Genomic DNA, 21,296 nt, shown 5'->3' with positions numbered 1-21,296 from the left:
CGTCGTCCGTCATCCTCGCGAACGCGGGGATCCAGAATGTGAGTCATAACGAAAAGTCTGGATCCCCGCGTTCGCGAGGATGACGGCATTCCCGAAGCACAATGTTTATAGCGCCGCCGGCCCGTTACCGTCCTGCTTGGGCTTTTCAATGCTGGGAATATGCAGATTGCCTTCGGCCATCTGCCCGCCTTCCAGTTGCGGTTGGGTCACCCAGGTGAGGATGTCGTAGTAGCGGCGAATGTTCTGCACGAAGTGCACCGTCTCACCGCCACGGGCATAGCCGTATTTGGTTTTGCTGTACCACTGCTTTTGCGACAAACGCGGCAGCATGGTTTTCACGTTCAGCCACTTATTCGGGTCCAGCCCCTCGGCTTCGGCCAGCTTGCGCGCGTCGCCGAGGTGGGCAATGCCGATGTTATAGGCCGCCAGGGCAAACCAGGTGCGGTCCGGCTCGGTCAGTTCGGGCGCCAGGTTTTCCAGAATCGAGGCAAAATATTTGCTGCCGCCGTTGATGCTCTGTTTCGGGTCCAGGCGGTTGGACACGCCCATGGCCTCGGCGGTGTTTTGCGTCAGCATCATCAGGCCACGCACGCCGGTTTTCGAGGTCGCGTTGGGTTGCCACAACGATTCCTGATAGCCGATGGCGGCGAGCAAGCGCCAGTCCAGTTCATAAGTTTTGCCGTTCTGGCGGAAGTGCTGCTCGTAGCGCGGTAACCGTTGTTGCAGGTGCTTGGCGAAGGTATAGGCGCCGACGTAGCCCAGCACATCCACGTGCCCGTAGTAGCGGTCTTTCAAACGCTGCAGCACGCCGTTGATTTTTACCCGTTCAAGAAAGGCATTCACTTCCTTGAGCAAGCTGTCGTCGGTGCCGGGCGGTAACGCCCAGCCCAACGTGTTGGCATCGCCGAAATCGAAGGCCACGCGCACGTTGGGGAAGTAAACCTGGTTCATCGCCAGCTCGTTGGAGTCCACCAGCGTCAGGTCGATTTGGCCTTCGTCGACCATGCGCAGCAGGTCGACAATTTCCACGGCGTCCGACTCTTCGTAGTTCAGGTCGGGGTACTGGCCTTTGAGGATGGCGAGCTGCTCGGCGTGGCTGCTGCCTTTAAGCACCATGATGCGTTTGTTGAGTAAATCTTCCGGGCGGGTCGGCCGGTTCTCGCCGTTGCGGTAGATGATCTGCGGGGTGACTTCGAGGTACGACTGAGAAAAGCGCGCCTGATTCATCCGGCCCTTGCTGCTGACCAAACCGGCCGCCGCCAGTGCTGGACCGTTTTCCTGGTTGAGGCGGGTGAAGATTTCATCGAGGTTGTCGGCGGTCTCGATCTTCAGTTCAACGCCCAGATCGTCGGCGAAACGCTTGACCAGTTCGTACTCGAAACCGGTCTCGCCGTTGCGGTCCTGAAAGTAAGTCGCGGGGCTGTTACGGGTGAGCACACGCAGCACGCCATCCTTTTGGATGCGCTCGAGGGCTGTCGGCTGAGGCTCACTGCAGCCGCAGAGCAACAGCAGGAGTGTGGCTGCCGCCAACCATTTATGGGGGCGTTTGTGCAGCGGGGTGTGTGCAGGCATCGGCGGAGTATACGCAAAGCGCTGAAGACGCCATATCTCGACAGCCGGGCCGCTCTTCTGCTAGCGCAAAACTGTCGACTGGGTCCCCGTCGCGAGTGCCTTGGCGGGAGGTTTGCGTTAGAATGCACGGCCTCAAAGCATCCCCCTTCCCGAGGCTTTCCCCGAGATGTTGATCCTGCGCGGCGCTCCAGCCCTTTCTGCCTTCCGCCACGGCAAGTTACTCGACCAACTGACTGCCAAAGTCCCCGCTGTTACTGCGGTGTACGCCGAGTTTGCCCACTTTGCCGAGGTGACCGGTCTGCTGACCGGCGACGAAGAGAAAGTGCTCGCCCGCTTGCTCAAGTACGGACCCAGTGTGCCGGTGCAAGAGCCAAGCGGCCGTCTGTTCCTGGTGCTGCCGCGTTTCGGCACCATTTCCCCGTGGTCCAGTAAAGCCAGCGACATCGCACGCAACTGCGGCCTGGCGAAAATCCAGCGCCTGGAACGCGGCATCGCCTACTACGTAGCCGGCCAATTCAGCGACGCCGAAGCCGAGCTGATCGCCGCGTCCTTGCACGACCGCATGACCCAACTGGTACTCGGCAATCTGGAACAGGCCGCCGGTCTGTTCAGCCACGCCGAGCCCAAGCCGCTCACCGCCGTCGACATCTTGAACGGTGGCCGCGCCGCGCTGGAAAAAGCCAACAGTGACCTCGGTTTGGCCCTGGCCGACGACGAAATCGACTATCTAGTCGACGCGTTTGTAAAGCTGGGTCGCAACCCGCACGACATCGAACTGATGATGTTTGCCCAGGCCAACTCCGAACATTGCCGTCACAAAATCTTCAACGCCAGTTGGGATATCGACGGCGAAAGCCAGGAAAAAAGCCTGTTCGGCATGATCAAAAACACCTTCCAGATGCACGGCGAAGGCGTTCTTTCTGCTTATAAAGACAACGCCGCCGTTATCGAAGGCTCGGTAGCCGGGCGTTTCTTCCCGAATCCTGAAACCCGCCAATACGGCGCGGTGCAGGAGCCGGTGCATATTCTGATGAAGGTGGAAACCCACAACCACCCGACCGCCATCGCGCCGTTCCCGGGTGCCTCTACCGGCTCGGGCGGTGAAATTCGCGACGAAGGCGCCACCGGCCGTGGCGCCAAACCGAAAGCGGGCCTCACCGGTTTCACCGTGTCCAACCTGCAAATTCCAGGTTTCGAGCAGCCGTGGGAAGCCCCATACGGCAAGCCTGAGCGCATCGTTACCGCGCTGGACATCATGATCGAAGGCCCGCTGGGCGGCGCTGCATTCAACAACGAATTCGGTCGTCCGGCACTCACCGGTTATTTCCGTACCTTCGAACAAAGCATCACCACGCCACGCGGCGAAGAAGTGCGCGGCTATCACAAGCCGATCATGCTTGCCGGCGGCATGGGCAATATCCGTGCTGAACACGTACAGAAAGCTGAAATTACCGTTGGCTCGAAACTGATCGTGCTCGGCGGCCCCGCCATGCTGATCGGTCTGGGCGGCGGCGCGGCTTCGTCGATGGCCACTGGCGCCAGTTCGGCGGACCTGGACTTCGCCTCCGTGCAACGGGAAAACCCGGAAATGGAGCGCCGTTGCCAGGAAGTGATCGACCGCTGCTGGCAGTTGGGCGACAAGAACCCCATCAGCTTTATTCACGACGTGGGCGCGGGCGGTTTGTCCAACGCCTTCCCCGAGCTGGTGAACGATGGCGGCCGTGGTGGTCGATTCGAATTGCGCGCCGTACCGAACGACGAGCCGGGCATGGCCCCGCACGAGATCTGGTGCAACGAATCGCAAGAACGCTACGTGCTGGCCGTTGACGCCGCCGACTTTGAAACTTTCAAAGCCATCTGCGAGCGCGAGCGCTGCCCGTTTGCCGTAGTCGGCGAGGCCCTGGCCGAACCGCAACTGACCGTTGCCGACAGCCACTTCGGCAACAACGCCGTCGACATGCCACTCGAAGTGCTGCTGGGCAAAGCCCCGCGTATGCACCGTTCGGCCACCCGTGAAGCCGAGCTGGGCGACGATTTCAACGCCGCCCGCCTCAAGCTCAGCGAAGCCGTGGAGCGCGTGCTGCATCACCCGGCCGTTGCCAGCAAAAGCTTCCTGATCACCATCGGCGACCGCACCATTACCGGTCTGGTTGCCCGCGACCAGATGGTCGGCCCGTGGCAAGTGCCGGTGGCCGACTGCGCCGTTACCGCCACTAGCTTCGACGTGTACAGCGGTGAAGCCATGGCCATGGGCGAGCGCACGCCGCTGGCCCTGCTCAACGCGCCGGCCTCGGGCCGCATGGCCATTGGTGAAACCCTGACCAACCTGGCGGCCGCGCGCATCGGTAAGCTGTCCGACATCAAACTGTCGGCCAACTGGATGTCCGCTGCCGGCCACCCCGGCGAAGACGCCCGTCTGTACGACACCGTGAAAGCGGTCGGCATGGAGTTGTGCCCGGAGCTGGGCATCACCATTCCGGTGGGCAAAGACTCGATGTCGATGAAAACCCGCTGGAGCGAAGAGGGCGCCGACAAGAGCGTGACCTCGCCGCTGTCGCTGATCGTGTCGGGCTTCGCGCCGGTGCTGGATATTCGCAAAACCCTGACCCCGCAGCTGCGCATGGACAAGGGCGAAACCGACCTGATTCTGATCGACCTCGGTCGCGGCCAGAACCGCATGGGCGCCTCGATTCTTGCCCAGGTATACGGCCAATTGGCGCGTCAGGCGCCGGATGTGGATGACGCCGAAGACCTCAAAGCCTTCTTCGCCGTGATCCAGGGCCTGAACGCCGACGGCAGCTTGCTCGCCTACCACGACCGTTCCGACGGTGGTCTGTTGGTGAGCGTGCTGGAAATGGCCTTCGCCGGGCACTGCGGCTTGAACATCGTGCTCGACACCGTGGCGCACAACCGCGAAGAACTCGCCGCCGTGCTGTTCAACGAAGAACTGGGTGCGGTGATTCAGGTTCGCCAGGACGCCACCCCGGAAGTGCTGGCGCAATTCAGCGCTGCCGGTTTGGGCGACTGCGTGGCCGTGGTCGGTCAGCCGTTGAACAATGCCGAAGTGAACATCAGCTTTAACGGTGAGTCGGTGTTCACCGGCGAGCGCCGCATGTTGCAGCGTGAGTGGGCAGCGACCAGTTATCAGGTGCAGCGCCTGCGCGACAACGTCGAATGCGCCGAGCAGGAATACGACGTGCTGCTGGACGAAGCCAACCCGGGCCTGAGCGTGAAGCTGGGCTTCGACGTGAACCAGGACATCGCCGCGCCGTACATCAAAAAGAATGTGCGTCCGCAAGTGGCGGTGCTGCGCGAGCAGGGCGTTAACGGTCAGGTTGAAATGGCGGCTGCCTTCGACCGCGCCGGCTTCAATGCCATTGACGTACACATGAGCGATATTCTCGCCGGTCGCGTCAGCTTGGAAGAGTTCAAAGGCCTGGTGGCCTGCGGCGGTTTCTCCTATGGCGACGTGCTGGGTGCTGGCGAAGGCTGGGCCAAATCGGTGCTGTTCAACAACCGCGCCCGTGATGCCTTCAGCGCCTTCTTCGAGCGCAAAGACAGCTTCACCCTCGGCGTGTGCAACGGTTGCCAGATGATGTCCAACCTGCGCGAACTGGTGCCCGGCAGCGAGTTCTGGCCGCACTTCGTGCGCAACCGCTCGGAGCAATTCGAAGCGCGCGTGGCGATGGTGCAGGTGCAGGATTCGGCCTCCATCTTCCTGCGTGACATGGCCGGTTCGCGTATGCCAATCGCCATCGCCCACGGTGAAGGCCATGCCGAATTCGAAAGCGAAGAGGCGTTGCTGGAATCGGATCTGTCGGGCTGCGTGTCGCTGCGCTTTATCGACAACCACGGCAAGGTCACCGAAAGCTACCCGGCCAACCCCAACGGTTCGCCGCGTGGCATCACCGGCCTCACCAGCCGCGACGGCCGCGTGACCATCATGATGCCGCACCCGGAGCGCGTGTTCCGCGCGGTGCAGAACTCGTGGAAGCCCGAAGAGTGGGACGAAGACGGCGCCTGGATGCGCATGTTCCGCAACGCCCGCGTCTGGGTGAACTGATAGGTTCGCCGCCGTGAGCGAACAACGGGAGCAGGGCAATCCTGCTTCCGGCACTAACGAAAAATCCCCGTCCCTTCCCGAGGTGCGCCTGGTTCAGGCCGGCGCCACCTTGCGGTTGTGCACCTGTGGCCAATCAGCCCAGCTTCCTGAGTGCTCCTCCACGTGCGAACGCGCGCTGGTCTTCACTGCCAAGCGTGAGCAACGCTTGCTGCTTTGCCGCTGCGGGCGGTCCCGTCAATTGCCGTTTTGCGATGGCAGTCATGCGCCGCCGGCGCCGTCGTGGCGAGCGAAATGGCGGCGCTTCTGGTCGGGTTTATGAACGAGTTGGCTCACGCCGCCTGAACACTTGGCGCTTCTGGGCACTCCAACAAGCATTGCGAAATTGCACCTTTACGCGGGAATAAGGCAATATGCCATCACTGTGCGTTGAGAAATTGGCGCCAGGTTCCTGCATTGGTAAAGCATGTAAATGCTCCGTGGAGACCTCGATGTACAAGCTGTGTTTTTACGTTCCGGAAAGCCATCTGGACGTCGTCAAGAATGCTGTGTTTGGAGCGGGTGCAGGACGCATAGGGAATTACGACAGTTGCTGCTGGCAGGGCCTGGGCCAAGGACAGTTCCGCCCGCTGCCCGGCAGCAATGCCTTTATCGGGCAAACCGGCGTGCTGGAGCACGTGGCCGAATGGAAGGTGGAGATGGTGGTGGCGGATGAGCTGATACACGACGCGGTGAAAGCACTGCGCCAAGCGCATCCGTACGAGACGCCGGCGTTCGAGGTGTGGCGATTGTCAGACCTGGTTTTCTAACTACAAAAAGGCGCCCTCGGGCGCCTTTTTGTTCTTGGTGTGGGGCCTAACCCTGTAGGAGCGGCTCTAGCCGCGATGCTTTTATCCCCCCAAGCATCGCGGCTAAAGCCGCTCCTACAGGAAGCAGTACAGCGAATTAGGGTCGAATCTCGATTAACGTCCCGTCTTTCACCAGATTCCACACCTCACGCATGTCATCGTTCTTCATGGCGATGCAGCCCTCGGTCCAGTCGAGGGTATGGAAATACCACTCCGGAAACTCGTCATCGATGGGCGTGCCATGAATCATGATCATGCCGCCAGGAGCTACGCCTGCCTGCCGGGCGTTGGCCTGGTCTTTGATGTTGGGGTAGGAAATGTGCATGGAGAGGTTGTACTTGTCGCTGGGCTTGCGCCAGTCGATCCAGTAATAGCCTTCGGGGGTTTTGTGGTCGCCTTCGCGTTGCTTCGCACCTTTGGGCGCTTTCCCCAGCGAGATGCGGTAGCTCTTCAGCGTTTCGCCGCGGTTCATCAATACAAGTTTGTGTTCGGCTTTCATCACCAGCACCTTGTCCACGGTTTTACCGTCGAGGGTTACGGTGGTGGAGGCATGCGAGAGCATCGCAAACGACAGGCAGACGGCAGCTAACAACCAGCGCATTGGTGCAGTTTCCAGGTGTTGAACCGCGTGGCGCGGCTCGGATGTTGTGTGTTCAGACGCTGCTCTGTTTACCAGAGACGAAGTGTGGGCGCAGAGCTTCTAGTGGCTCATTGCGCACCGGGAAGTGTTGGGCGACCCGGTCGGCGAAAAAGCATTCTAAGGTACGGCCTACGGTCGGGAAAGCCAGCTCGGACCAAGGGATGTCAGCCTCATCAAACAGTTTTACTTCGAGGCTTTCCTCGCCCACGGCGAAGTCCAGATCGGCCAGTTCGGCACGGAAAAAAACGTACACCTGGCTGATGTGCGGCAGGTCGTACAGCGCATACAAATGCAGGTCGCGCACGCGGGCGCAGGCTTCTTCTTCAGTTTCGCGCATGGCGGCTTCGGCCATGGTTTCGCTGTTTTCCATAAAGCCGGCCGGTAGCGTCCAGAAGCCACGGCGCGGCTCAATGGCGCGGCGGCACAGCAACACCTGATCGCCCCACACCGGCACGCAGCCGGCGACGATGCGCGGGTTTTGGTAATGGATGGTGTTGCAGGTGTCGCACACGTAACGCATGCGGCCGTCACCCTCTGGAATTCGTTGCGACACGCTGTTGCCGCACTGGCTGCAAAATTTCATCCCGGCTCCTGGGCGTGGTTGCGGCGGTGTCGCGCATCTTCGCGTGCCCGGCAGTCAGGAGCAAGGCATGGCCGCCAAAGCCAAGCAGTCGGCGGTGCGGGGCTTGGGCAGCTTTACGCTTTCATGCCATCATGCCCCGCAGAACAAAAGACCGAGAATTCCCCATGCTCGATGAGTTGCTCCAGCGCGTTCGCGACTACCAGCCAGTCGTTCTGGGCACCGACCGAAGCTTTCCTGAAGCCGCCGTTCTGGTGCCGATCACCCGCAGCGATGCCCCCGAATTGGTGCTCACCCTGCGCGCCAGTGGGCTGTCGACCCACGGCGGCGAAGTGGCCTTTCCGGGCGGCCGTCGTGATCCTGAAGACGCCGACCTGGTCGCCACCGCCCTGCGCGAAGCGCAAGAGGAAATCGGCCTGCCGCCGGGTCTGGTCGAAATTATCGGCCCCCTGAGTAGCCTGGTTTCGCGCCACGGCATTCAGGTCACGCCGTATGTGGGCGTGGTGCCGGACTTCGTCGAGTACCAGGCCAACGATGGCGAAATCGCCTCGGTGTTTAGCGTGCCGTTGGAGTTTTTCCGCAGCGATCCCCGTGAAGTCACCCACCGCATCGACTACCGCGGCCGGGACTGGTACGTGCCGAGCTACCGCTACGGCGAATACAAAATCTGGGGGCTGACGGCGATCATGGTGGTCGAGCTGGTCAACCTGCTGTACGACGCCGATATTTCCCTGCACCAACCGCCAGAGCATTACATCAGCCTGAGCTGAGCCGCTCGTTATACAAGCCGCCGTGAGGAACCGTTTATGAAATACCGCTTGGGACAGTCGAGTGTCGAAACCCACCCCGAAAGCTGGGTTGCGCCCAACGCAACGTTGGTGGGCAAGGTAAAACTGGAGCCCGGCGCCAGCGTGTGGTTCAACGCCGTGCTGCGCGGCGACAACGAGTTGATTCACATCGGCCAGAACAGCAACGTGCAAGACGGCACCGTGATGCACACCGATATGGGTTTTCCGCTGAACATCGGCACCGGCGTCACCATCGGCCACAACGCCATGTTGCACGGCTGCACCGTGGGCGATTACAGCCTGATCGGCATTAACGCGGTGATTCTCAACGGCGCCAAAATCGGCAAGTACTGCATCATCGGCGCCAACTCGCTGATTGGCGAAGGCAAGGAAATTCCCGATGGCTCGCTGGTCATGGGCTCGCCCGGCAAAGTGGTGCGCGAACTCAACGACGCGCAGAAGAAAATGCTCGAAGCCAGCGCCGCCCACTACGTTCATAATTCGCAGCGCTACGCCCGCGACCTGGCGGAGCAGGACGACTGATGGACGCCGAACGCCCGGTGCGCTCCCCCTGTGTGAGCGTGTGCGCGCTGGATGACGATGACGTCTGCACTGGCTGTCAGCGCACCGCCGACGAAATTACCCGCTGGGGCCGAATGGACAATGCCGAGCGCCGCCTGGTGCTCGGTTATTGCCTGCAACGCGCGCGCGCCAGCGGCCTGCTGACTGAAACCAGCAAACCTGTTTAATCACCCTCTATTTTCAAACTGCAACGTGAAGGAAAGCCTCATGCCTCGTATCGGAACCCCCTTGTCGCCCAGCGCGACGCGCGTCTTGCTGTGCGGCTCGGGTGAGTTGGGCAAAGAAGTGGTTATCGAACTGCAGCGCCTGGGCGTTGAAGTGATTGCCGTAGACCGCTACCCGAATGCCCCGGCGATGCAAGTGGCGCACCGCAGCCACGTGGTTGACATGCTTGACGGCGCCGCCCTGCGCGCCGTCATCGAACTGGAAAAGCCGCACTACATCGTGCCGGAAATCGAAGCCATCGCCACCGCCACCCTGGCCGAGCTGGAGAACGAAGGCTTCACCGTGATTCCGACTGCGCGTGCGGCGCAATTGACCATGAACCGCGAAGGCATCCGCCGCCTGGCTGCCGAAGAGCTGGGCTTGCCAACCTCGCCGTACCGCTTCGCCGACACCTTCGAAGAAGCCAAGGCGGCGACCGAAGCCGTGGGCTTTCCGTGCCTGATCAAACCGATCATGAGTTCGTCGGGCAAAGGCCAGTCCGTGCTGAAAAGCGCGGCCGACCTGCAAACCGCCTGGGACTACGCCCAAGCCGGTGGCCGTGCCGGCAAAGGTCGTGTGATTGTTGAAGGGTTTATCGACTTCGACTACGAAATCGCCCTGCTGACCGTGCGCCATGTCGGCGGCACCACGTTCTGCCAGCCGGTCGGCCATCGTCAGGTCAAAGGCGATTACCAGGAATCGTGGCAGCCGCAGGTGATGAGCGACAAAGCCCGCGCCGAAGCCGAGCGCATCGCCCTGGCCGTTACCGGTTCGCTGGGTGGTCGTGGTCTGTTTGGCGTGGAATTGTTCGTGAAGGGCGATCAGGTGTGGTTCTGCGAAATTTCGCCGCGCCCGCATGACACCGGTCTGGTCACCCTGATTTCCCAAGACCTGTCGGAATTCGCCCTGCATGCGCGCGCCATTCTCGGCCTGCCAATTCCGGCCATTCGCCAACTCGGCCCATCGGCCTCGGCGGTGGTGCTGGTAGAAGGCAGCTCCACGCAAACCGCATTCAGCAATCTGGGCGCCGCCTTGAGCGAGCCGGATACCGCGCTGCGTCTGTTCGGCAAGCCGGAAGTTAACGGCCAACGCCGCATGGGCGTTGCCCTGGCGCGTGATGAGTCCACCGATGCCGCCCGCGCTAAAGCCACCCGTGCAGCGCAGGCCGTTGTGGTCGAGCTCTAACGCGTGACCCGTAGGAGCGAGCTTGCTCGCGAAGCTTTTGATTAAAGAGCTTTCGCGGGCAAGCTCGCTCCCACAGGGACGTATCTAAGCGGTCTCGCGAGCTAGAGCCAGGCCAGGCGAATCAGGTGACCGGAAGCGGAGTTGACTGTAGTCAATGAGCATTCCGGGCATCTGATTCAACGCAGCCTGGCCGACGCGCAGCAGACCGTTACGCAATTTTCTGCAGGTCCGCCTTACTGGTCTCTTTCAGGCACAGCACCGCCAGCAAGCTCAGCAACGCTGCCGCCGACACATACCCGCCCACCCAGCTCAATCCGCCCAACGCCACTAACTTCTGCGCGAAGAACGGAGCCGCTGAGGCGCCGACGATGCCGCCCAGGTTGTAGGCCGCCGACGCGCCGGTGTAGCGCACACGTGTGGGGAACAGTTCCGGCAGCAGGGCGCCCATGGGGGCGAAGGTCACGCCCATCAGAAACAGCTCGATGCTCAAGAACAGCGCCACCGCCCAGGTTGAGCCATGGGTGAGCAGCGGTTCCATCAAGAAGCCCGACACAATGGCCAGCACGCCACCCACGATCAGCACCGGTTTGCGCCCGTAACGGTCGCTCGCCCAGGCCGACAGCGGCGTGGCCAATGCCATAAACACCACGGCAAAACACAGCAGGCCGAGGAAGGTTTCCCGCGTGTAACCCAGGCTGGCCACGCCATAGCTCAGAGAAAACACCGTGGAGATGTAGAAGAGCGCGTAGCACACCACCATCGCGCCAGCGCCCAGCAGCATCGGCGCCCAGTACTGGCCAAAGAGCTCGAACAGCGGCACTTTCACCCGTTCATGCCGGGCCACGGCGTTGGCGAATACCGGGGTTTCTTCCAGCTTCAGGCGAACGTACAGGCCGACCATCACCAGCACGGCGCTGAGCAGGAACGGAATGCGCCAGCCCCATTCGCGGAACTGTTCGTCGGTCAAGGTCATGGCGAGGCTGAGGAACAATCCGTTGGCGGCCAGGAAGCCGATCGACGGGCCAAGCTGCGGGAACATGCCAAACCAGCCGCGTTTGCCCGCCGGTGCGTTTTCGGTGGCGAGCAAGGCGGCGCCACCCCATTCGCCGCCAAGGCCTAAGCCCTGACCAAAGCGCAGCAGGCACAACAGAATGGGCGCCCAGGCGCCGATGCTGCTGTAGCCGGGCAGCACGCCGATTAGCGTGGTGCACACGCCCATCAGCAACAGTGAGGCAACCAGTGTGGACTTGCGGCCGACGCGGTCGCCGAAATGGCCGAACAGCGCCGAGCCGAGTGGGCGGGCGAGGAAGGCGATGCCAAAACTCAGAAACGCCGCCAGGGTTTGCGCCGTGGTCGATTCGGCAGGAAAAAACACCGGGCCGATCACCAGCGCGGCGGCGGTGGCGTACACGTAGAAATCATAAAACTCGATGGCGGTGCCAATAAAACTGGCGGTGGCGACGCGCGTGGTGGAGTTCACCGGCTTGCTGTCGTCGCGGGCGGGAGTTGCGAGAGCGCTGGTCATGCTGAGCCTTCACGGGGCAGGGCTCGGTTCCATGGGCGAGGCCATGGCCGAAGCGAATTATTGTGGTAGCGCATGGGGGTAAAACGCTGGCGGTGTGCGGCTTGGGAAGGGGACTTTGTGGGGCCTTCGGTGCGGCACGGGCCGGTCTGCGGATGGCAGGCGGGCGAGAGGTACGACGACTATAAAAGCGCGGTGCAGGCGCTGACAATTACACTTTTCGCCAGTGGCGCGCCTATTGGGCGTTTTCGCTCGGCGCCACGCGCGGGGCAGGGCGCCAGACGCGCACGCTTTTCACACGGTTATCGGTGGATTGCAGAATTTCCAGGCGATACGGGCCGATCTTCAGGCATACGGCACTGTCGGGAATATTCTCCAGCGCTTCGGTGATGAGTCCGTTGAGGGTTTTCGGTCCGTCGCACGGCAGGCTCCAGCCCAGCGCCTTGTTCACTTCGCGGATATACGCGGCGCCGTCGATCACCTGGGTGCCGTCTTCCTGCGGGTGAATGTCGGGGCTGCGCAGGGCGTCCTGATTACTGAAGTCGCCGACGATTTCCTCAAGAATGTCTTCCAACGTGACGATGCCCTGCACATCGCCGTACTCGTCGACGACGATGCCGATGCGGCGTTTCTGCTTCTGGAAGTTCAGCAACTGGGTCGACAGTGGCGTGCTTTCTGGCACGAAGTAAGGCTCGTGCGCCGCTGCGCTGAGTGCCTCGATGGTCAGTTGATCGTGGCTCAGCAAACGAGCGATCTGGCGCATATGCACCACGCCTTCAACCTGATTGAGGTCGCTACGAAACACCGGCAGGCGCGTGTGCGAGGTGGTGCGCAGCTGGGTAATGATGTCTTCCAGCGGGTCGTCGAGGTTGATGCCCGTGACCTCATTGCGCGGAATCATGATGTCGTTAACGGTCACGGTTTCCAGGTCGAGAATGCTCAGCAGCATGCTCTGGCGATTCTCTGGCAGCTCGTGCGTCGCTTCGCGCACCACGTTGCGCAATTCTTCCGGGCTCAGGCCGTCTTTGCGTTTGCGCGTGGGGTCGATGCCGCACAGGCGCAGCAGGCCATTGCTTACCGCATTAAGCAGCCACACCAGAGGCTCCAGCAGTTCGACCAACAAACGCAGCGGCGCGCTGAAGGGAAACGCGAAGCCTTCGGGGCGCAGCACGGCGAGGGTTCTTGGCGTGATGTCGGCGAATAACAGCAGCGCGAGGGTGAGGCCGAGGGTGGAGAGAATCAGGCCCAGATCGCCCCACAACGACGTGGCCAGCAGGGCGGCGACGGTGGCGGCGAGCACCGTCACCAGCGTGTTGCAGAAGTGCAGCACGCCAAGCAGCAGCTGGGGGCGGTTGAGCAGGGTGCTGGCGCGCTTGGCGCCACGGCGGCCTTGTTTGGCCAAATAGCGCAGGCGGTAGCGATTGAGGCTTAGCAGGCTGGTTTCGGCGCTGGCAAAAAACGCCGATAAAACGACCAGCAACGCCAGCAAGCCCAGCAGGTACTGCGGATTCAACTCAGACACGGCGCGGCCTAGATATGCAGGATGAATTCACGTACCAGTTTGCTGCCGAAGTACGCCAGCATCAGCAGGCAGAAGCCGGCCAGGGTCCAGCGAATGGCCTTGTGTCCGCGCCAGCCACGCTGATGGCGGCCCCACAGCAGCACGGCGAAAATCAGCCAGGCCACGCAGGCCAGGAAGGTTTTGTGCACCAGGTGTTGGGCGAACAGGTTGTCGAGAAACAGCCAGCCGGAAATCAACGACAGGCTTAACAGCGCCCAGCCAGCCCAGAGAAAACCGAACAACAGGCTTTCCATGGTTTGCAGCGGCGGGAAATTCTTGATCAGACCGGACGGGTGCTTGTGCTTGAGTTGGTGGTCTTGCACCAACAGCAGCAGCGCTTGGAACGCGGCGATGGTGAGCATGCCGTAGGCCAGAATCGACAACAGAATGTGCGCCAGAATGCCCGGTTTTTCGTTGATCACCGGCACGGTGCCAGCGGGCACGAATTGCGCGAGCAGCACCGTTAAGCAACCCAGGGGCAAAAACAGCAGCAGCAGGTTGAGCACCGGAATGCGCGCGCTGGCGACGATGGTCAGCAAGATGGCGGCGTAGGCAATCAGGCTGGCGGCATTGAAGAAGTCTAGCGCCAGGCCGGCTTCGGCATTCAGCTGCGCGAACAGCGTACCGCCGTGGAAGAACAACGCCAGCAACACCAGCGGGGCGAGCACGCGTTTGGAAGGCAGTGCGCGCTGGGAAAGGCGCAGGCCTTGGTAAGCAGTAGCGCCTATATAAAGAAAGGCAGCGGCGAGGCTTGGCAGCAGAGGGTGCATAAGTCCGTGTAAGGCGAGCCCGAAAGGGCGAGAGTGTGGCATAAAACGCGCGTTTCACGAAAGACCGGCAGCGGTGTCGGCATCCAGGCGTCTTGGTTATAATCGCGCCCTTGCCGCAAGCTCAACCCGGCGCCAGATCGCCTGAAAGGAACGCGCATGTTCGAAAATCTAACCGACCGCCTCTCGCAGACCCTGCGCCACGTCACCGGCAAGGCCAAGCTGACCGAGGACAACATCAAGGACACCCTGCGCGAAGTACGCATGGCCTTGCTGGAAGCCGACGTCGCGCTGCCGGTGGTGAAAGACTTTGTCAATAAAGTCAAAGAACGCGCCGTCGGCACCGAGGTTTCCAAAAGCCTGACGCCGGGTCAGGCGTTCGTGAAAATCGTGCGTCTCGAACTCGAAGAGTTGATGGGCGCCGCCAACGAAGACCTGGCCTTGAACGCCACACCACCGGCCGTAGTGCTGATGGCAGGCTTGCAGGGCGCGGGTAAAACCACCACGGCCGGCAAGCTGGCGCGCTTCCTGAAAGAACGCAAAAAGAAAACCGTGATGGTGGTGTCGGCCGACGTTTATCGTCCGGCGGCAATCAAGCAGTTGGAAACGTTGGCCAATGACATTGGCGTGACGTTCTTTCCATCGGATATCAGCCAAAAACCGGTGGATATCGCCACCGCAGCTATCCGCGAAGCCAAGATCAAATTCATCGATGTAGTGATCGTCGACACCGCCGGTCGTTTGCACATCGACGAAGAAATGATGGCCGAGATCAAGGCCGTTCACGCCGCTATCAACCCGGTGGAAACGCTGTTCGTGGTTGACGCCATGACCGGTCAGGACGCCGCCAACACCGCCAAAGCGTTCGGCGATGCGCTGCCGCTTACCGGCGTTGTGTTGACCAAAGTTGACGGTGATGCTCGTGGCGGTGCGGCGCTGTCGGTGCGCGCCATTACCGGCAAGCCGATCAAATTCATCGGTATGGGCGAGAAGAGCGAAGCGCTCGAACCGTTCCACCCGGACCGCATCGCCTCGCGCATTCTGGGCATGGGCGACGTGCTCAGCCTGATCGAACAGGCCGAGCAAACCCTCGACCGCGACAAGGCCGACAAGCTCGCGAAAAAGCTGAAAAAGGGTAAGGGCTTCGACCTCGAAGACTTCCGAGATCAGCTGCAACAGATGAAGAACATGGGCGGCCTTGGCGGCTTGATGGACAAACTGCCCAACATTGGCGGCATGAACCTGTCGCAGATGGGCAACGCCCAGGGCGCGGCCGAGAAGCAGTTCAAGCAGATGGAGGCGATCATCAATTCCATGACGCCTCAAGAGCGCCGCGACCCGGACGTAATCAGCGGTTCGCGCAAACGTCGCATCGCCATGGGCTCCGGCACTCAGGTGCAAGACATCGGCCGGCTGATCAAACAGCACAAGCAAATGCAGAAGATGATGAAAAAAGTCACTGCAAAAGGCGGTATGGCGAAGATGATGCGCGGCATGGGCGGCATGTTCCCCGGCGGCGGTGGTATGCCGAAGATGTAGCTTTATAGCTACTGCGCTCGGTCTTGCGGCTTTAAAAACACGCTCAAAATGCTCATTGGCCTTAAGCCAACTCCGCTTTTTCGCGTGTTTTTGCCTTGCCAGTCCTTCGCTCGCTACGCTCTAAAGCGACATTGGGCGGGGGGCGTAGCGGTTGTGATCGGGGCAGGGCAAAAAGAGATTTGCAAAAATCCCGATAATCCTTAGAATATGCGGCCTTTCGGGCCTAGTGCCTGGCATGTAATTTTAGTTTTGCAGCACCGACTACAGGAACGATGTTCACATGGTAACCATCCGTCTTGCCCGTGGCGGCTCCAAGAAGCGCCCGTTTTACCACCTCACCGTGACCGACAGCCGCAATGCGCGCGACGGTCGTTTTGTTGAGCGTATTGGTTTCTTCAACCCAATCGCTTCCGGTGCAGAGATTCGTCTGTCCGTAGACCAAGAGCGTGCTACTTACTGGCTTGGCCAGGGTGCACAGCCGTCTGAGCGCGTTGCTCAGCTGCTCAAGGATGCCGCTAAGGCAGCAGCCTAAGCCGCATGAACGCGACGCCCGCTCCTGCTGATGACCTGATCGTCATTGGTAAGATTGTTTCGGTGCATGGTGTTCGCGGCGAGGTGAAGGTCTTCTCCTTTACCGATCCGATTGACAACCTGCTGGACTACAAACACTGGACGCTCAAACGCGACGGTGATGTACGACAGGTTGAGTTAGCCCAGGGCCGCATGCAAAACAAGGTCCTCGTAGCAAAGCTGAAGGGTCTCGACGACCGTGAAGAAGCTCGCCTTCTCGCGGGTTTCGACATTTGTGTTGCCCGCAGCCTGCTCCCAGATCTGACCGATGGCGAGTACTACTGGTACCAGCTCAAAGGTTTGAACGTGATCGACCAACTCGGGCAACTGCTCGGTGTTATCGACCACCTGCTTGAGACCGGTGCTAACGATGTGATGGTGGTCAAGCCCTGCGCGGGCAGCCTGGATGATCGCGAGCGTTTGCTGCCTTACACGGCGCATTGCGTTCTCTCGGTCGACTTGGCAGCCGGTGAAATGCGGGTTGACTGGGATGCGGACTTCTAAGCAACGGTTAGTAGAGATATGGCTAGCCTGCGTGTTGAAGTCATCAGTTTGTTCCCTGAAATGTTTGCTGCCATCAGCGAATACGGCATTACCAGCCGAGCGGTGAAACAGGGGCTTTTACAGCTCACCTGTTGGAACCCACGAAGCTACACCGAAGATCGCCACCAAACCGTGGATGATCGGCCTTTCGGCGGTGGCCCCGGCATGGTGATGAAGATCAAGCCTCTGGAAGGCGCCTTGGCTGATGCCAAGCAGGCCGCCGGAGCGCAGGCGAAGGTGATTTACCTGTCGCCGCAAGGCCGCCAGTTGACTCAGTCAGCTGTGCGAGAACTGGCAAAAGAGGAGACCTTGATCCTCATTGCCGGACGATATGAAGGCATCGATGAGCGGTTTATAGAAACGCATGTTGATGAAGAGTGGTCGATCGGGGATTACGTCCTTTCCGGCGGTGAGCTGCCGGCAATGGTTCTGATCGATGCGGTAACGCGTCTGCTGCCCGGTGCATTGGGTCATGCAGATTCGGCCGAGGAAGACTCCTTTACGGATGGCTTGCTCGACTGCCCGCACTACACCCGACCGGAGGTGTATGCGGATAAGCGTGTTCCCGACGTGTTGCTTAGCGGCAATCACGCACACATCCGGCGCTGGCGTTTGCAACAGTCCCTTGGTCGGACCAGCGAACGACGCGCTGATCTTCTGGAAAGCCGCTCGCTTTCTGGAGAAGAGAAAAAGCTGTTGGCGGAATACATCCGGCAACGGGACGATAGTTAACGTATCGATGGCAAACCGGTTGGTTTGTCTTAGGAGCACAGCATGACTAACAAAATTATCTTGGCCCTCGAAGCCGAGCAGATGAGCAAAGAGATCCCGACTTTCGCTCCAGGCGACACCGTGATCGTTCAGGTTAAAGTGAAAGAAGGCGACCGTTCGCGTCTGCAAGCGTTCGAAGGCGTTGTAATCGCCAAGCGTAACCGCGGCGTAAACAGTGCATTCACCGTACGTAAAATCTCCAACGGTGTTGGCGTTGAGCGTACCTTCCAGACCTACAGCCCGCTGGTTGACAGCCTGGCCGTCAAGCGTCGCGGTGACGTACGTAAAGCCAAGCTTTACTACCTCCGTGACCTGTCTGGTAAAGCAGCTCGCATCAAGGAAAAACTGGTTTAATCCCAGTCTTCCTTGTCAAAAAAAGCAGCCTACGGGCTGCTTTTTTATTGCCCGTGATTTGACCCACCGTTTACGCAGGACCCCAAGCCATGACCCCCAGAGAGCAAGAAATTCAGCTACGCACCGAGCGCTCGGAAACCCGCGTGACCAAAGCCGTGTTCCCGCCGACTACCAACCACCACAACACCCTGTTCGGCGGCACCGCGTTGGCGTGGATGGATGAAGTGTCATTTATCGCCGCTACCCGTTTTTGCCGGTTGCCGCTGGTGACCGTGTCGTCCGACCGCATCGACTTCAAACACCCGATTCCGGCTGGCTCGATCGTTGAGTTGGTTGGGCGCGTGGTGAAGGTCGGCAACACCAGCCTCAAGGTGGAGGTCGAGGTGTTTGTCGAAAGCATGTACACCGACGGACGCGAGCGCGCGATTACCGGCGTGTTCAGCTTCGTGGCCATTGATGACAACAAACAGCCGGTGCCGGTTTTGCCGGGGTTCTGAATGTGCCGACCAGCTGTAGGAGCGGCTTCAGCCGCGATGCTCTGTTGGCAGCATCGCGGCTGAAGCCGCTCCTACAGAGATTTATGGTCTTAGGCTGATGCGCAAGGATGCCTGCGACAGATCGATATCCTGAAGCGTCACGCTGCCCATGCTCTGGCTCGTGCTCGCCCCCGCCACACGCACATTGTCGAAACGCAGCTCACCAATCGAACTCGGCAAACGCACGTTCACACTGCCATCGGCATTGCGCACCGACGTCAGCTTGCTGGTGTCGTAACGCACGTCTTTCATCGACGTTTGCGCATCCAAACTGTTAAGCACCGGCATCACCAGCTTCGCCAGTTTGGCCGCAGTGCCTACGCCGTCGCCGCTCTCGGCCTGCAGAAACAAACCCTGAAGCACATCGTCCAGGCCCTGAGCACTGACGTTGCTCATTTCAGCATCATCAAGCGGTTGCAGCGTGCGGCTGAGGCTGCTCGGCGCCGGGCGGTGCAAGTCGGCGCTGGCCATCTGGAACGGGCTGAGCAATGCCGCCACCAAGGTCGCCGCCACCCGCAGGTTGCTCTGCTTCTTCAGCGCTTTGCTCAATTGACGGTCGCTGACCAGCCCCTGCTCGATGAGGATTTCCCCCAAGCGCTTGCGGCTGCTGGTTTGTAGTTGGATGGCTTGGGCAAGTTGGTCGGCGCTGATCAGTCCTTTGTTCAGCAGTATCTGACCGAGGCGGGAGTTCTGTTGAGTGGCCATGAAGACGTCCGGGGCAGTAGTGGCGTGATGGAATCATCGCCGTGCACACCCCGACTGTCACCCACCCAAAGATAGGGTGACTCGAGCATTCGCGGACCAGCCGTCGGACGCCTATTCCGGCTGCGGGTCGATCATGGCCACCAACACCCAGCCTGCCTGCGGTTGCAGGCTTTGCGCCGGGGTGGCGACGTGTACGTGGCCCTGGTTATCACGCGCAAACAGCAGCAGGGCGCGGTCGCCGTGCAGGGCTTGGTAATCGGCCCAGGTGAAGCCGCTGGTGAGCGTGGTTTGGTACATCTGCGCGCCCTGGTTCAGCCGGTTCGCCAGCTTGCCGTAGGTGAGGTCGGCGCTGGCAAATACATTGCCACGGTGCTCATCGCTGGCGCGGTGCTTGTCGCTGCGTTTGTTCTCCAGGCCGCTGGCCAGCGCGTATAAATTGCGTCGGTGGAACTCATGGCGAAAGCGCATGCAGGCCAGCGTGTTCAATTCGCCAGCCGGGGAGAGCGCCAATAGAAAGCCCAAGCCTACTTGGTCCAGGTGCGCTTCAGCGTGTTGCGAAGCCGGGTTGCCGAAATAGGTCGGCAGGTTGTCCATGCGCGCGGCGCTGACGTTTTCCCAACTGGAGTCCGCCAGCAGTACGCGGCTGCCGAGCTGTTGCAGCGCCTTGCCGATGGCGCGCGCGGGCGGATGGGCGCCCACAATCAGAAAGCCATTGGGCGCCGGCTCGGCCACTTTCAACAAGCGAGCCAGCGGCCGCGCGGTGGCGCTCTGCAACACCACCGTGCCGATGATCACCGCGAACGTCAGCGGCACCAGCAGCTCGGCGCCTTGATGGCCGGCCTCGCTCAACCGAATGGCGAAAATCGCCGACACTGCCGCCGCCACAATCCCGCGTGGTGCGATCCAGGCCAGCAGCGCGCGTTCGCGCCAGTCAAGATTCGAGCGGAAAGTGGAAATGGCCACGTTTAGCGGGCGTGCGATGAACTGAATCACCAGCAGCAACACAATCACCGCCGGGCCAAAGGCGATAAGTGCATGCAAGTCCAATCGCGCGGCCAGCAAAATAAACAGGCCGGAAATCAGCAGCACGCTGAGGTTTTCTTTGAAGTGCAGGATCTCCTTCACATCCACGCCCTTCATGTTCGCCAGCAGCACGCCCATCACCGTAACCGCCAACAGCCCGGACTCATGCATCACCTGATTGGCGGCAATAAACACACCGAGCACCGCCGCCAGCGAGGCGAAGTTCTGCAGGTATTCCGGCAGCCAGTGCCGACGCAGCACCTGGCCGAACAGCCAACCGCCGGCGAGGCCAAACACCAGACCGCTGGCAATCACGCCGGCGAAGGTGCCTGAGCCACTGAGAATGCCGTTGCCGTCGCTGCTGATGATGTAGCTGAACACCACCACCGCCAGCAGCGCGCCAATGGGGTCGATGACGATGCCTTCCCAGCGCAGGATGTTGGCAATAGAGGCTTTGGGTCGCACCACACGCAGCATCGGCACGATCACCGTAGGGCCGGTCACCAGCGTCAGCGTGCCGAACAGTACCGCCAGGTTCCACCCCAGACCCAGCAGGTAATGGCTGGTGACGGCGATCACCGCCCAGGTCGACAGCGCGCCGACAGTTACCAGGCGGCGCACCACCGTGCCGATTTCTTTCCACTCGCTGAAGCGCAGGGTCAGGCTGCCCTCGAACAGAATCAGCGACACCGACAGCGACACCAGTGGCATTAGCACCGGCCCGAACAACAGCTGAGGGTCGAGCCAACCCAGCACCGGCCCGGCGCTGATGCCGGCCAGCAGCAAAAACAGAATGGCTGGCAACCGCAAGCGCCACGCCAACCATTGGCAGAGCAGGGCGGCGGCGCCGATGCCACCGAGGGCCAGCAGAATATGTTGTTCAGTCATGGGGTTTCCTTGGCGTTGAGCCTGTGACGCGAGGCGCGGCTGTGAAAGACTAGCGCGC

21 protein-coding genes are annotated in these 21,296 nt (G+C 60.8%); 13 read left to right on the top strand and 8 right to left on the bottom strand.

Annotated elements, in window-relative coordinates:
• Positions 1 to 105 precede the first annotated feature (105 nt).
• Positions 106 to 1,572, bottom strand: coding sequence for a membrane-bound lytic murein transglycosylase MltF (gene mltF / locus ACZZ0Q_RS18305; RefSeq protein WP_463541295.1), 1,467 nt, complete (start codon positions 1,570 to 1,572; stop codon positions 106 to 108).
• Between the two features lie 166 nt (positions 1,573 to 1,738).
• On the opposite strand from mltF, the gene purL reads away from it, so the two are divergent.
• The 3 genes from purL (at position 1,739) to ACZZ0Q_RS18290 (ending at position 6,441) form a co-directional block, all read left to right on the top strand.
• Positions 1,739 to 5,635 carry a phosphoribosylformylglycinamidine synthase gene (gene purL, locus ACZZ0Q_RS18300; RefSeq protein ID WP_463541296.1) on the top strand — a complete coding sequence of 1,299 codons (3,897 nt, stop codon included), beginning with the start codon at positions 1,739 to 1,741 and terminating at the stop codon, positions 5,633 to 5,635.
• 13 nt (positions 5,636 to 5,648) lie between these two features.
• Positions 5,649 to 5,954 carry a CDGSH iron-sulfur domain-containing protein gene (locus tag ACZZ0Q_RS18295; RefSeq protein ID WP_463560824.1) on the top strand — a complete coding sequence of 102 codons (306 nt, stop codon included), beginning with the start codon at positions 5,649 to 5,651 and terminating at the stop codon, positions 5,952 to 5,954.
• A 169-nt stretch (positions 5,955 to 6,123) separates the two neighbouring features.
• The gene (locus ACZZ0Q_RS18290; RefSeq protein WP_463541297.1) at positions 6,124 to 6,441 is read left to right on the top strand and encodes an NGG1p interacting factor NIF3; all 318 of its coding nucleotides are present in this window, start codon (positions 6,124 to 6,126) and stop codon (positions 6,439 to 6,441) included.
• 136 nt (positions 6,442 to 6,577) lie between these two features.
• On the opposite strand, the gene ACZZ0Q_RS18285 is transcribed toward ACZZ0Q_RS18290, so the two are convergent.
• Both ACZZ0Q_RS18285 and ACZZ0Q_RS18280 read right to left on the bottom strand, forming a co-directional pair.
• A complete protein-coding gene (locus tag ACZZ0Q_RS18285) occupies positions 6,578 to 7,081 on the bottom strand; it encodes a L,D-transpeptidase family protein (RefSeq protein ID WP_463541298.1) in 504 nt (167 codons plus the stop codon).
• A 52-nt stretch (positions 7,082 to 7,133) separates the two neighbouring features.
• Positions 7,134 to 7,703, bottom strand: coding sequence for an NUDIX hydrolase (locus tag ACZZ0Q_RS18280; protein ID WP_463541299.1), 570 nt, complete (start codon positions 7,701 to 7,703; stop codon positions 7,134 to 7,136).
• 164 nt (positions 7,704 to 7,867) lie between these two features.
• Between ACZZ0Q_RS18280 and ACZZ0Q_RS18275 the strand changes: the two genes are divergently transcribed.
• The 4 genes from ACZZ0Q_RS18275 to purT are packed head-to-tail and all read left to right on the top strand — an operon-like array spanning position 7,868 to position 10,459.
• Positions 7,868 to 8,470: a CoA pyrophosphatase gene (locus ACZZ0Q_RS18275; protein WP_463381882.1), complete on the top strand. Its 603-nt coding sequence runs from the start codon at positions 7,868 to 7,870 to the stop codon at positions 8,468 to 8,470.
• A gap of 36 nt (positions 8,471 to 8,506) precedes the next feature.
• Positions 8,507 to 9,031, top strand: a complete 525-nt coding sequence (locus tag ACZZ0Q_RS18270; protein ID WP_463381883.1) for a gamma carbonic anhydrase family protein — start codon at positions 8,507 to 8,509, stop codon at positions 9,029 to 9,031.
• Complete coding sequence (locus ACZZ0Q_RS18265) at positions 9,028 to 9,237, top strand: DUF1289 domain-containing protein (protein ID WP_122492769.1); 210 nt, start codon at positions 9,028 to 9,030, stop codon at positions 9,235 to 9,237. The genes ACZZ0Q_RS18270 and ACZZ0Q_RS18265 overlap by 4 nt, the downstream gene beginning before the upstream one ends.
• Positions 9,238 to 9,277: 40 nt before the next feature.
• Entirely contained in the window at positions 9,278 to 10,459 is a 1,182-nt protein-coding gene (purT, locus tag ACZZ0Q_RS18260; RefSeq protein WP_122492768.1) for a formate-dependent phosphoribosylglycinamide formyltransferase, read from the top strand.
• A gap of 208 nt (positions 10,460 to 10,667) precedes the next feature.
• Here purT and ACZZ0Q_RS18255 read toward each other — a convergent pair whose 3' ends face one another.
• The 3 genes from ACZZ0Q_RS18255 to ACZZ0Q_RS18245 form a co-directional block, all read right to left on the bottom strand.
• Entirely contained in the window at positions 10,668 to 11,984 is a 1,317-nt protein-coding gene (locus ACZZ0Q_RS18255; RefSeq protein WP_463541300.1) for an MFS transporter, read from the bottom strand.
• Between the two features lie 232 nt (positions 11,985 to 12,216).
• Complete coding sequence (locus ACZZ0Q_RS18250; RefSeq protein WP_463541301.1) at positions 12,217 to 13,503, bottom strand: HlyC/CorC family transporter; 1,287 nt, start codon at positions 13,501 to 13,503, stop codon at positions 12,217 to 12,219.
• Positions 13,504 to 13,511: 8 nt separating this feature from the next.
• The gene (locus ACZZ0Q_RS18245; RefSeq protein WP_463541302.1) at positions 13,512 to 14,312 is read right to left on the bottom strand and encodes a cytochrome C assembly family protein; all 801 of its coding nucleotides are present in this window, start codon (positions 14,310 to 14,312) and stop codon (positions 13,512 to 13,514) included.
• Between the two features lie 156 nt (positions 14,313 to 14,468).
• Here ACZZ0Q_RS18245 and ffh point away from each other — a divergent pair, with 156 nt between their 5' ends.
• The 6 genes from ffh (at position 14,469) to ACZZ0Q_RS18215 (ending at position 18,583) form a co-directional block, all read left to right on the top strand.
• Positions 14,469 to 15,848 (top strand): signal recognition particle protein, encoded by a 1,380-nt coding sequence (gene ffh / locus ACZZ0Q_RS18240; RefSeq protein WP_463541303.1) that lies wholly within the window; start codon positions 14,469 to 14,471, stop codon positions 15,846 to 15,848.
• Between the two features lie 280 nt (positions 15,849 to 16,128).
• Positions 16,129 to 16,380, top strand: coding sequence for a 30S ribosomal protein S16 (gene rpsP, locus ACZZ0Q_RS18235; RefSeq protein ID WP_108095776.1), 252 nt, complete (start codon positions 16,129 to 16,131; stop codon positions 16,378 to 16,380).
• Between the two features lie 5 nt (positions 16,381 to 16,385).
• Positions 16,386 to 16,922: a ribosome maturation factor RimM gene (gene rimM / locus ACZZ0Q_RS18230; RefSeq protein WP_463541304.1), complete on the top strand. Its 537-nt coding sequence runs from the start codon at positions 16,386 to 16,388 to the stop codon at positions 16,920 to 16,922.
• Between the two features lie 18 nt (positions 16,923 to 16,940).
• Complete coding sequence (trmD, locus tag ACZZ0Q_RS18225; RefSeq protein WP_122492762.1) at positions 16,941 to 17,693, top strand: tRNA (guanosine(37)-N1)-methyltransferase TrmD; 753 nt, start codon at positions 16,941 to 16,943, stop codon at positions 17,691 to 17,693.
• Between the two features lie 42 nt (positions 17,694 to 17,735).
• Positions 17,736 to 18,086 (top strand): 50S ribosomal protein L19, encoded by a 351-nt coding sequence (gene rplS / locus ACZZ0Q_RS18220; RefSeq protein ID WP_110616065.1) that lies wholly within the window; start codon positions 17,736 to 17,738, stop codon positions 18,084 to 18,086.
• 89 nt (positions 18,087 to 18,175) lie between these two features.
• Complete coding sequence (locus ACZZ0Q_RS18215; protein WP_463541305.1) at positions 18,176 to 18,583, top strand: acyl-CoA thioesterase; 408 nt, start codon at positions 18,176 to 18,178, stop codon at positions 18,581 to 18,583.
• An 81-nt stretch (positions 18,584 to 18,664) separates the two neighbouring features.
• On the opposite strand, the gene ACZZ0Q_RS18210 is transcribed toward ACZZ0Q_RS18215, so the two are convergent.
• Both ACZZ0Q_RS18210 and ACZZ0Q_RS18205 read right to left on the bottom strand, forming a co-directional pair.
• Positions 18,665 to 19,327 (bottom strand): hypothetical protein, encoded by a 663-nt coding sequence (locus ACZZ0Q_RS18210; RefSeq protein WP_463560822.1) that lies wholly within the window; start codon positions 19,325 to 19,327, stop codon positions 18,665 to 18,667.
• A 111-nt stretch (positions 19,328 to 19,438) separates the two neighbouring features.
• Positions 19,439 to 21,238 (bottom strand): cation:proton antiporter, encoded by a 1,800-nt coding sequence (locus ACZZ0Q_RS18205; RefSeq protein ID WP_463541306.1) that lies wholly within the window; start codon positions 21,236 to 21,238, stop codon positions 19,439 to 19,441.
• Between the last annotated feature and the right edge of the window lie 58 nt (positions 21,239 to 21,296).

Source organism: Pseudomonas sp. AC070, from assembly GCF_979258635.1.
This window is presented reverse-complemented; position numbering and strand designations above follow the sequence as displayed.

Excerpts from the sequence above, each read along its gene's own strand:
- mltF (WP_463541295.1), bottom strand. The coding sequence starts at position 1,572 with ATGCCTGCACACACCCCGCTGCACAAACGCCCCCATAAATGGTTGGCG.
- purL (WP_463541296.1), top strand. The coding sequence starts at position 1,739 with ATGTTGATCCTGCGCGGCGCTCCAGCCCTTTCTGCCTTCCGCCACGGC.
- ACZZ0Q_RS18290 (WP_463541297.1), top strand. The coding sequence starts at position 6,124 with ATGTACAAGCTGTGTTTTTACGTTCCGGAAAGCCATCTGGACGTCGTC.
- ACZZ0Q_RS18285 (WP_463541298.1), bottom strand. The coding sequence starts at position 7,081 with ATGCGCTGGTTGTTAGCTGCCGTCTGCCTGTCGTTTGCGATGCTCTCG.
- ACZZ0Q_RS18280 (WP_463541299.1), bottom strand. The coding sequence starts at position 7,703 with ATGAAATTTTGCAGCCAGTGCGGCAACAGCGTGTCGCAACGAATTCCA.
- ACZZ0Q_RS18275 (WP_463381882.1), top strand. The coding sequence starts at position 7,868 with ATGCTCGATGAGTTGCTCCAGCGCGTTCGCGACTACCAGCCAGTCGTT.
- ACZZ0Q_RS18270 (WP_463381883.1), top strand. The coding sequence starts at position 8,507 with ATGAAATACCGCTTGGGACAGTCGAGTGTCGAAACCCACCCCGAAAGC.
- purT (WP_122492768.1), top strand. The coding sequence starts at position 9,278 with ATGCCTCGTATCGGAACCCCCTTGTCGCCCAGCGCGACGCGCGTCTTG.
- ACZZ0Q_RS18255 (WP_463541300.1), bottom strand. The coding sequence starts at position 11,984 with ATGACCAGCGCTCTCGCAACTCCCGCCCGCGACGACAGCAAGCCGGTG.
- ACZZ0Q_RS18245 (WP_463541302.1), bottom strand. The coding sequence starts at position 14,312 with ATGCACCCTCTGCTGCCAAGCCTCGCCGCTGCCTTTCTTTATATAGGC.
- ffh (WP_463541303.1), top strand. The coding sequence starts at position 14,469 with ATGTTCGAAAATCTAACCGACCGCCTCTCGCAGACCCTGCGCCACGTC.
- rpsP (WP_108095776.1), top strand. The coding sequence starts at position 16,129 with ATGGTAACCATCCGTCTTGCCCGTGGCGGCTCCAAGAAGCGCCCGTTT.
- rimM (WP_463541304.1), top strand. The coding sequence starts at position 16,386 with ATGAACGCGACGCCCGCTCCTGCTGATGACCTGATCGTCATTGGTAAG.
- trmD (WP_122492762.1), top strand. The coding sequence starts at position 16,941 with ATGGCTAGCCTGCGTGTTGAAGTCATCAGTTTGTTCCCTGAAATGTTT.
- rplS (WP_110616065.1), top strand. The coding sequence starts at position 17,736 with ATGACTAACAAAATTATCTTGGCCCTCGAAGCCGAGCAGATGAGCAAA.
- ACZZ0Q_RS18215 (WP_463541305.1), top strand. The coding sequence starts at position 18,176 with ATGACCCCCAGAGAGCAAGAAATTCAGCTACGCACCGAGCGCTCGGAA.
- ACZZ0Q_RS18210 (WP_463560822.1), bottom strand. The coding sequence starts at position 19,327 with ATGGCCACTCAACAGAACTCCCGCCTCGGTCAGATACTGCTGAACAAA.
- ACZZ0Q_RS18205 (WP_463541306.1), bottom strand. The coding sequence starts at position 21,238 with ATGACTGAACAACATATTCTGCTGGCCCTCGGTGGCATCGGCGCCGCC.